Annotated in this window: 8 protein-coding genes; 5 read left to right on the forward strand and 3 right to left on the reverse strand. The window is 61.2% G+C overall.

Annotation, left to right across the window (positions count from 1 at the left end; genetic code table 11):
* Positions 1 to 39: 39 nt before the first annotated feature.
* Positions 40 to 162 carry a hypothetical protein gene (locus IE243_RS23825; RefSeq protein ID WP_280514619.1) on the forward strand — a complete coding sequence of 41 codons (123 nt, stop codon included), beginning with the start codon at positions 40 to 42 and terminating at the stop codon, positions 160 to 162.
* 41 nt (positions 163 to 203) lie between these two features.
* On the opposite strand, the gene IE243_RS21525 is transcribed toward IE243_RS23825, so the two are convergent.
* Positions 204 to 476 carry a hypothetical protein gene (locus IE243_RS21525; RefSeq protein WP_191321360.1) on the reverse strand — a complete coding sequence of 91 codons (273 nt, stop codon included), beginning with the start codon at positions 474 to 476 and terminating at the stop codon, positions 204 to 206.
* Between the two features lie 451 nt (positions 477 to 927).
* Here IE243_RS21525 and IE243_RS21530 point away from each other — a divergent pair, with 451 nt between their 5' ends.
* A complete protein-coding gene (locus IE243_RS21530; RefSeq protein ID WP_191321361.1) occupies positions 928 to 1,374 on the forward strand; it encodes a VanZ family protein in 447 nt (148 codons plus the stop codon).
* 335 nt (positions 1,375 to 1,709) lie between these two features.
* Here IE243_RS21530 and IE243_RS21535 read toward each other — a convergent pair whose 3' ends face one another.
* Together IE243_RS21535 and IE243_RS21540 are read right to left on the reverse strand one after the other, a co-directional pair.
* Positions 1,710 to 2,189, reverse strand: coding sequence for a MaoC family dehydratase (locus IE243_RS21535; RefSeq protein ID WP_191321362.1), 480 nt, complete (start codon positions 2,187 to 2,189; stop codon positions 1,710 to 1,712).
* 425 nt (positions 2,190 to 2,614) lie between these two features.
* Positions 2,615 to 3,211 (reverse strand): TetR/AcrR family transcriptional regulator, encoded by a 597-nt coding sequence (locus IE243_RS21540; RefSeq protein WP_191321363.1) that lies wholly within the window; start codon positions 3,209 to 3,211, stop codon positions 2,615 to 2,617.
* 263 nt (positions 3,212 to 3,474) lie between these two features.
* On the opposite strand from IE243_RS21540, the gene IE243_RS21545 reads away from it, so the two are divergent.
* From IE243_RS21545 to IE243_RS21555, 3 genes are all read left to right on the forward strand, one after another.
* Complete coding sequence (locus tag IE243_RS21545) at positions 3,475 to 5,283, forward strand: flavin-containing monooxygenase (RefSeq protein ID WP_191321364.1); 1,809 nt, start codon at positions 3,475 to 3,477, stop codon at positions 5,281 to 5,283.
* A 62-nt stretch (positions 5,284 to 5,345) separates the two neighbouring features.
* Positions 5,346 to 5,924: a hypothetical protein gene (locus IE243_RS21550; RefSeq protein ID WP_191321365.1), complete on the forward strand. Its 579-nt coding sequence runs from the start codon at positions 5,346 to 5,348 to the stop codon at positions 5,922 to 5,924.
* A 1,176-nt stretch (positions 5,925 to 7,100) separates the two neighbouring features.
* On the forward strand, positions 7,101 to 7,826 hold the full coding sequence (locus IE243_RS21555; RefSeq protein ID WP_191321366.1) for a BapA/Bap/LapF family prefix-like domain-containing protein: 726 nt from the start codon (positions 7,101 to 7,103) through the stop codon (positions 7,824 to 7,826).
* Positions 7,827 to 7,850: the final 24 nt, after the last annotated feature.

A 7,850-nucleotide genomic window follows, 5' to 3' on the forward strand; every position in this document is an offset into this window, starting at 1 on the left:
ATGTGAGAACTACTTCGTTTCATGCGGATATGAGCCGGAATGATCGAAAAACGCTCTAAAAGGCGTCGCACCTTCCTGGGCAGGGTGGTGGAAATGCATGTATTCATGGGAGATGCTGGCGCATCTGCAACCGGCAATGCGCAAGCGCCGCTCCGCACCTGACAAAACCCAGGGGAACCCGCTGGCCAGCCGCACACGCTCCATCACAGCGGGGGCTTGTCGTGTTCCGCAATCGAATGGGTGCGGCTGCGCCTGGAGCTGAATGCCCATCCTGCAAGAACATAAACAAGTTGCATGACAACAAGTCCGACAAAAGTCTTGCCTGAGGCAGTCCATCCGTTATCGCCGGCAAGCATAAGGCCGATCACGCCAACGGGTAAAAGCGCCATCCCGGCAAGAGCCAGAACGATCCAGCCTTGTCTGGCGATTGCGCCGGTCAGGCCGATAGCGGTGGTCAGCAACACATACCAAATCATGTCGAGATCATGGCAGATTTCCCAAAAAAATACCAAACACCAAAATGTCAGGATGGTTTGACGGGCGCTGCTCCCGCAAGGAAAAAGGCAGGCGTGAAGGTGTGCCCGGCGTTGTCGGTGAAGCCTGATCGCTCGCGGCGCGGGCGCCATGTTGCGGCGCTGAGACAACGTGAACGAAAGTGGCGGCCATGGAGCGCCGGAGCTGTCCTGCGACGTGTGGCGCGCGAGGTTCGGGGGCCTTTCTGGCCCGGTCCGGTTTATCCGCGCGCCGGCGTAAAATTGCCCAAAATCCAGCTGAAATAACAGATTTTACCGAACTCCGCAGATACCTACTTCGAATAATATCTGCCGAAAGCCACGCAGCGAATGCAAAAAAGCCATCCTTCCTGAACACTATGCCACGTTGGTGGTTTGAAGGTTATGATATGAATACTTCGCGGATAGATTGTCGTTGTCGCCGCAGTTTTTTGAACAAAGGGGGGAGGCCGGTTTGAATTATCTCCCCGGCAAGCTGCGTCTGGCCACGCTTTTCATTGGCGGGCTGGTGTTGGCGGTCAACATTTGCGCGACACTTTTCCCGATTGGCTTGCGTCCGCATATTCCCGGGTTTCAGGCTGATTCCGAGCGCTTCCTGGCGTATTTCGCTGCAAGCGCGTTGCTGGTGTTGGCCTTCCCACGGCAACGCCTGGCGGCGCTGGGCGCGGTCATTATTATCGCTGTGGGGCTCGAATGGCTTCAGACATTGGAAGTAACCCGTCACGGCAGGGCGCACGATGCTGTCGTCAAGGCGGCGGGCGCCACGGTCGGCGCCTGTTTTGCCATGCTCTGTGAATATATGCTGCGCCGCCTTTTGGAGCGCAAAGCGGACAGGGACGAGAGTTCCCGACAGACTGTGTGATGCCCGGCAACCGCCAATGTGGTCTGGCCGCCGCCATCGAGCGGAGGCCAGGCCGGATGCCATGCGCGGTGCAAGGACCGCCAGCTTTCCGTCGATAGCGGCTGTATCGCGCCCGGGGTTCAGCCAGACAGGGTTCGCCCCGCGACGGGTCTGGCCCATACAAAGCAAATCCGCAGAGAGCGAGCTTCTGGTTATGATAAATTCTGTTGGCGTAAGCTCTTTCCGGGTGTCTCGAAAATCGCTGCGCAAATGTGATGCACGAATACATGGACGATACGATTTTTAAAATAACGTTGTCCTGTTCACGTCGCTCAGGACGCAACCGTGTATTCCGCTCAGGGCGCCCGCAGAACCACGAAGTTCATCGCCACCATGCTCGCCACGAGCTCGCCATTTTGATTGAGCGCCTCAAGACGGGTTCGCACGAGTCCACGATCCGGCTTTGATTGCGAACGCCTTGTCTCGAGCGTGGTGGTGCGAAGCCACAGTTCGTCGCCGGGCCGGACAGGCTTGACCCAACGCACTTCATCGACCCCGGGGGAGGGCAGGCTCGCCACCGCGGAAAGGTAGTTGTCCGCGAAGATCCGCATCATCAGCGACAGCGTGTGCCATCCGCTGGCAATCAGGCCGCCAAAGGGGCTGCGCGCCGCCGCTTCCGGATCAATGTGCATGTCCTGCGGATCAAACTTGCGGGCGAAGTTGATGATTTCATCCTGGCTCACCAGAAGGGGGCCAAATTCGGATATCGTGTTGGGAACGTAGTCCTCGAAATACCGGTCTTCACGCGACGAGACGAAAGCGGTCGTTGGCGTCATTGGATGCTTCTTTCCCATATGTTTTCAGGCAAAGTGTATATCGTTCGACGACAATGTCTCCCGGGGCGTGGTCACCGCGCTGTTTCTTCCGCATGTCTGACAATAGCCGCCATCGATTCATGCAAGGATATGGTTAAGGAAATCAGCCCGGTTGTTCGGTCACTCTTCGCGTTTCGGCGCGCCGACAATTCGTGGCGCAGCCACACATCGTTCGTTGGGGAGCGGCGCGTTGTCCATCTGACCTGGCTGGGAAGTCAGGCGGATGTCGCCTGGTGTTTGGCCCCGCGACGATGCCGGGGCTCGCCGGGGCATCGGTCTACTCTCCGCCTTTCATATCCTGCCGGGAGAGAGGCGCTTCACGATCATGGACGGCTAACGGCCCTGGCGGCGCCCTGACGGAGCTGGCCACCATGCGATGTCCATGATCAGACCGTCATCACGGCGCAGATGCGAAACGCTGCATCGATTACATCCTGCAAGGGCCAGCCGTAATCGCTGGCGATCCAGGCGAACGCAATACGGATGATCGCGCCGATCACGCCGACGCTGACGATCTCACTGGCGGCCGCTTCCATTCCCCAGGCGGCGGCGAGCCGGTCGGCGAAGCGACGGAGCGCCTGCCTCGCGGCCGCATCGACCGCCGGGCTGATGCCGCCGATCTCGACGATGAAAACCCTGGCTGACGTGGGCGCCGCCTGCAACGCGGCGTAATAGGCGCGCAGCATGGCGCGGACGCGGGCTTCCGGGTCGCGCTCCTCGCGAATGGCGGCGTCAATGGCCTGCCCGAAGGCAGCGTTCACCGTTTCAAACGAGGCGATCAGCAGCGCCTCGCTGCTGGCGAAACTCTCGTAGAAGTAGCGCTCGGTCAGGCCGGCGGCCTCGCACACCGCCTTGATCGTGGCGTTCCGATAGCCCGTGGCGCCGTAGACGGCGATCGCCGCGCGGACAAGCTGCTCGCGCCGCGCCGCCTGGCGCTCCCGCGCCGACGTTCCTCGATAAAGCTTCGGCCGCTCCTCTGTCATGCGAAGCTTCTGACACGAACGCTTGTCAACTACAATATGACATGAGAGATTGTCAGATAAGACGGCCGCCGGGAGGCAGGATGGGGAGTTTGATTTCAAAGGCCGCGCCGCGGTCATCACGGCGCCGCGGACGGCATCGGTCGCGTCACCTGTCACAGGCGCTCGACCTGGCCGACCGGAGGGCGATCGCCGCTCACGACGGCGTTGATAGCCGCTGAGCCCGCTGCCCCAGTAATCCAGACAAAACAATCCGAGGAAAACCCATGGCCGCCGCACCGGACAACGCCAAGCACATCGACAAGGAAGCCCTGCTCGCCAAATACGTCGCCGAACGCGACAAGCGTCTGCGCCCGGATGGCAACGCGCAATATATCCGCCTGACCGGCCGCTTCGCTGACTACAATACCGACCCTTATACGGCGCCGGTCGAGCGTGCGCCGATCTTCGACCACGTGCCGTTTACCTTCATCGGCGGCGGGTTCGCCGGCCTGTTGACCGGCGCGCGCCTTGCCGAGGCGGGCGTGCCTGGCGCGCGCATTGTCGAGAAGGGCGGCGATTTCGGCGGGACCTGGTACTGGAACCGCTACCCTGGCGCCCAATGCGACACGGCCTCGATGGTCTATATGCCGCTGCTTGAGGAGACGGGGCATCGGCCGAGCGAGAAATACGCCCACGGACCTGAAATCTACGAGCAGTGCCAGCGCATCGGGCGTCAGTACCGGCTCTACGAGAACGCGCTGTTCCAGACCGAAGTGACCAACCTGGAATGGGATGGCGAGGGGCGGCGCTGGATCGTCTCGACCAACCGCGGCGACCGCTTCACCAGCGACCATGTCGGCATGGGCATCGGGCCGCTGCATGTGCCGAAGCTGCCGGGCATCCCCGGCATCGAGACGTTCAAGGGGCATGCCTTCCATACGAGCCGTTGGGACTACGGCTACACCGGCGGCGATCCGAAGGGCGCGCCGCTCGACAAGCTTGGCGACAGGCGCGTGGCGATCATTGGCACGGGCGCGACCTCCGTGCAGGCCGTGCCGCACCTCGCGCGCTGGGCGAAGCAGCTTTACGTCGTGCAGCGCACGCCCTCTTCCGTCGATGTGCGCAATAACGGACCGATCGATCCCGATTGGTTCGCGGAGATCGCGACCCCCGGCTGGCAGGCCCGCTGGCTGGAGAATTTCACGGACAGCCAGACCGGCGGCAAAGACGTCGAGGATCTGGTTCAGGACGGCTGGACCGAGCTGGCGCGGCGCATCCGCACGGAACTGGCCAGCCTGCCGCGGGAGAACCGCACCCAGGCGGCCATGCTGGCGGCGTTCGAGAACGCCGATTTCGAGAAGATGGAGGAGGTTCGCGCACGCGTCGATGCGGTCGTCGACGATCAGGAGACGGCCGCCAGGCTGAAGGCCTGGTATCGCCAGCTTTGCAAGCGCCCCTGCTTTCACGACGCCTATTTGCAGGCGTTCAACACGCCCTCCGTCACGCTGGTCGATACGGACGGCAAGGGCGTGGAGCGCATCACAGAGACCGGGTTCGTCGTCGGCGGCGTTGAATACGCGGTGGATTGCATCATCTTCGCATCCGGGTTTGAGGTGGGCACCGACTTCCGCAGCCGCTCGGGCTTCGAGGTCGTCGGGCGCGACGGCCTCACGCTGTCGGAAGCGTGGCGCGAGGGCATGAAGTCCCTGCACGGCATTCACACGCACGGCTTTCCGAACGCCTTCTTCGTGCAACCGGCCCAGGGCGCGAACCTGATCTCCAACATCCCGCACAACCTTACCGCCTCGGCCGGCGCCATTGCCGATGTCGTCGCCCATGCGATCAATCGCGGGCTGCACGAGGTCGAGGTGACCCAGGCCGCGCAGGACGCCTGGATCGAGACGCTGCTCAAATCGCCGCCCCGCCTGACAGGCGCCCCGGACTGCACGCCCGGCTACTACAATAACGAGGGTCAGGCGCCGACGCCGATCCAGCGCCTCGCGGTTGGCTATCCCGCCGGGGCGAGCGCCTACTTCCGGTATCTCGATGCCTGGCGCGCGGCCGGCGACTTCAAGGGACTGGAGTTCCGCTGAGCGCTGCTGATCTCCTGGCATCCGCGCCAGCCATCACTGCGTCGTGATCAGGCGCAGGCGCCATGGCGAAGCCGCGCGCCTTGCGGGGGCCAGACCTGCTGGGGCCCGGCTTCGATGAGGCCGCGTTCATTGCGAAGGCGGCCGCAGCAGCATATGCAGACGCCGGCAGCCGAACCGGCAGCCTTCATGGGCCAGTTCCTTCATCCGATTGCGCAGGACGCCATCGTCCCGGCGCAACGTTTGGCCGTGACAGCTTCGCTGGCGCGGCCTTCCACAACTCGCGCTGGGACCAGAGCCTCGACATCACCGGCAAGCGCGTCGGCGTGACCGGCGCCGGCTCCACCGCCCCCCAGATCGTGCCGGCTATCGTCGATCAGGCTGCTTCGGCGTCGCTGTTCCAGCGCACGCCGCAGCGGATCACCCCGGCCCTGAATAATCCCTTCCCCGAAGAGCAAAAGCAGCAGTTCCGCGCCAATCCGCGAAAGATGGGGGAGCTGTACGAATATCCGAACGACGTCTTCAACAACCGCTTCGCCCCGGCGCTGGTTGGCGCCAATGACGAAGGCCTGCCAAAATGGCCTGCGTCTGCCAGGAGAACCTGGAGAACAATGTTCACGATCCGGAACTGCGCCGCCGCCTGACCCCGGACTACCGCCCGAGCGCAGGACAAGGGAGCCGGTGCTTCCGCTGGCATTAATCAGGCAACAGCGTAGGCTGTCGCCTGGGATATATGGGCCCGGATCGAAAACTCCAGGCCATTGCGCAAAAAAACATGAAGTGATCCGGATGATGCTTGTTTGGCTATTCCTTGAGCGCTTCCGGCCGCCGGATAGCTACCTCGCCTTCCATGAAGCCGCCGCGCAGAAAAGACGAGAATTTTATGAATATTTCTGCATTGGCTGAAATTTATCTTTTATCTTGATAAATATACGAATGAAACCAGAGAAATATCGGAGTTATTTGGAAGTTTAGCAGCTATTTCGGGATGACATGTTCCAGATGTGGTTGTTTTGAGCTTAGATAAGGAATTTTCCAGTCGCCTCGCGGCATTTGGCTGATGTGAGATTTTACGTCGTAATGATCGCGCGTTGCCAGGAGTTATTGGCAGCGAGCATCCATGGATGCAGGCATGACTGTCGCCGCGGCCTGCTCCAACTACCTCTCCTGACGCTTCCGCAGCTTCGCTCTACTTGCAACTTCGATCGTTCGCGCGTGGTGAATGTCGCTCGCCCGGATGAGGCGGTCGCCACAAGCCTGAAGTAAGGGGGAAGCATGGCGACGGGCTGCTCGACAGGCTCCCCGATAATTCCGATCTGGAATTCCGAACAGCGGACGAATATCCAAACATAATATCTCGGTGGCAGGCTGAAGCTCGGCCATTACGCCCGGGTTCGCTGTTGATGCAGATGGAGGTCGTTTTTGAATACTCAAAACCGAACCAAAAATGATCAACGCGCAATTCTGGCCGCGTAAGTTGTATTGCGATGGGCGCGGCGAGCGCAAGGAACATCTGATGATGTTTGTATAACATTATAATTTTGCTGCGGAATTCACCGTTCCGACAGGGAAAGTCCAGCCTGTGCCCCATACTGCCTCCGGCTTGGCAGGAGATCACACAGCATTTGATCATCTGCAACTGGCAACGCAGGTGTGGTTGCTCGAACGACAGATTGTACGTAACACAAAATGGGTATTCACGATTTGCTGATCGGTAGAGGGGTTTGCCCTCGGGGAAGCGCATCTGAACGCGGTTGAATAGCATTGGCTGGCAATCGGACGCCTTCCGTAAAGTAAAATATTCGAACAGGTGACGGGTTATGAAAGCAACGGTGTTTCCGAAGGCCGATCATGCGGCTCCCGAGGCTTTCAACGGAAGCCGGATCGCGCTTGGAGCGCCAAGCGTCGTCCAGCTGCAAATGGGCCCGGAACGCGTTGCCCAGTACAAGCGGCATGGGAATGATCTGCTGCTGACGCTCGACGACGGCACGGTCCTGACGATCGAGAATTTTTTTGTCATGACCCCCAGCGGGCGCAATGATCTTGTGTTCAGGGATGGGGATGATGTCACCTGGTGGGCGCAGTATGGCGAGGCCTGGACGGGCTTTGACATCGCTGAAATCAACAGCGGGGATGCGACCGCCCCTCTGGCCTTGCCCTTGCCGTTGCTGGCGGGCCTCGGCCTTCTGGCCGGCGGCCTGGGCGGCGCTTTGGCTCTTGGCGGAGGCGGCGGCGGCGGAGGTGGCGGCGCCGCCGCCGTCAACGTCCCGCTCAATGCGCCGCCAACAGGCGTCGCTGGGCCGGATCCAGCAAGAACCGCCGAAGATACGCCGCTTGGCGGGATGGTCAGAGGCTCCGATCCGGATGGCGACCGCCTGATTTACACGCTTGGCGGGGACGGGCCAAGGCATGGCGTCGTCACCGTGAACCCCGACGGGACGTATACCTATACGCCGAACGCCGACTACCACGGTCCCGACAGTTTCGATGTTATCATTTCAGACGGTCGTGGCTGTCCGCCGTCAGCGCCAATGGCACAGATTTGAGGTTGTGATTTAAGGAGGATCTGG

The organism is Camelimonas fluminis, from assembly GCF_014656355.1.
GTDB lineage: Bacteria > Pseudomonadota > Alphaproteobacteria > Rhizobiales > Beijerinckiaceae > Camelimonas > Camelimonas fluminis.

What these genes read in the sequence shown, in the direction of transcription:
- IE243_RS21535 (WP_191321362.1), bottom strand. Translation starts at nt 2,189, where the DNA reads ATGACGCCAACGACCGCTTTCGTCTCGTCGCGTGAAGACCGGTATTTC.
- IE243_RS21540 (WP_191321363.1), bottom strand. Translation starts at nt 3,211, where the DNA reads ATGACAGAGGAGCGGCCGAAGCTTTATCGAGGAACGTCGGCGCGGGAG.
- IE243_RS21555 (WP_191321366.1), top strand. Translation starts at nt 7,101, where the DNA reads ATGAAAGCAACGGTGTTTCCGAAGGCCGATCATGCGGCTCCCGAGGCT.
- IE243_RS23825 (WP_280514619.1), top strand. Translation starts at nt 40, where the DNA reads ATGATCGAAAAACGCTCTAAAAGGCGTCGCACCTTCCTGGGCAGGGTG.
- IE243_RS21550 (WP_191321365.1), top strand. Translation starts at nt 5,346, where the DNA reads ATGGCGAAGCCGCGCGCCTTGCGGGGGCCAGACCTGCTGGGGCCCGGC.
- IE243_RS21525 (WP_191321360.1), bottom strand. Translation starts at nt 476, where the DNA reads ATGATTTGGTATGTGTTGCTGACCACCGCTATCGGCCTGACCGGCGCA.
- IE243_RS21545 (WP_191321364.1), top strand. Translation starts at nt 3,475, where the DNA reads ATGGCCGCCGCACCGGACAACGCCAAGCACATCGACAAGGAAGCCCTG.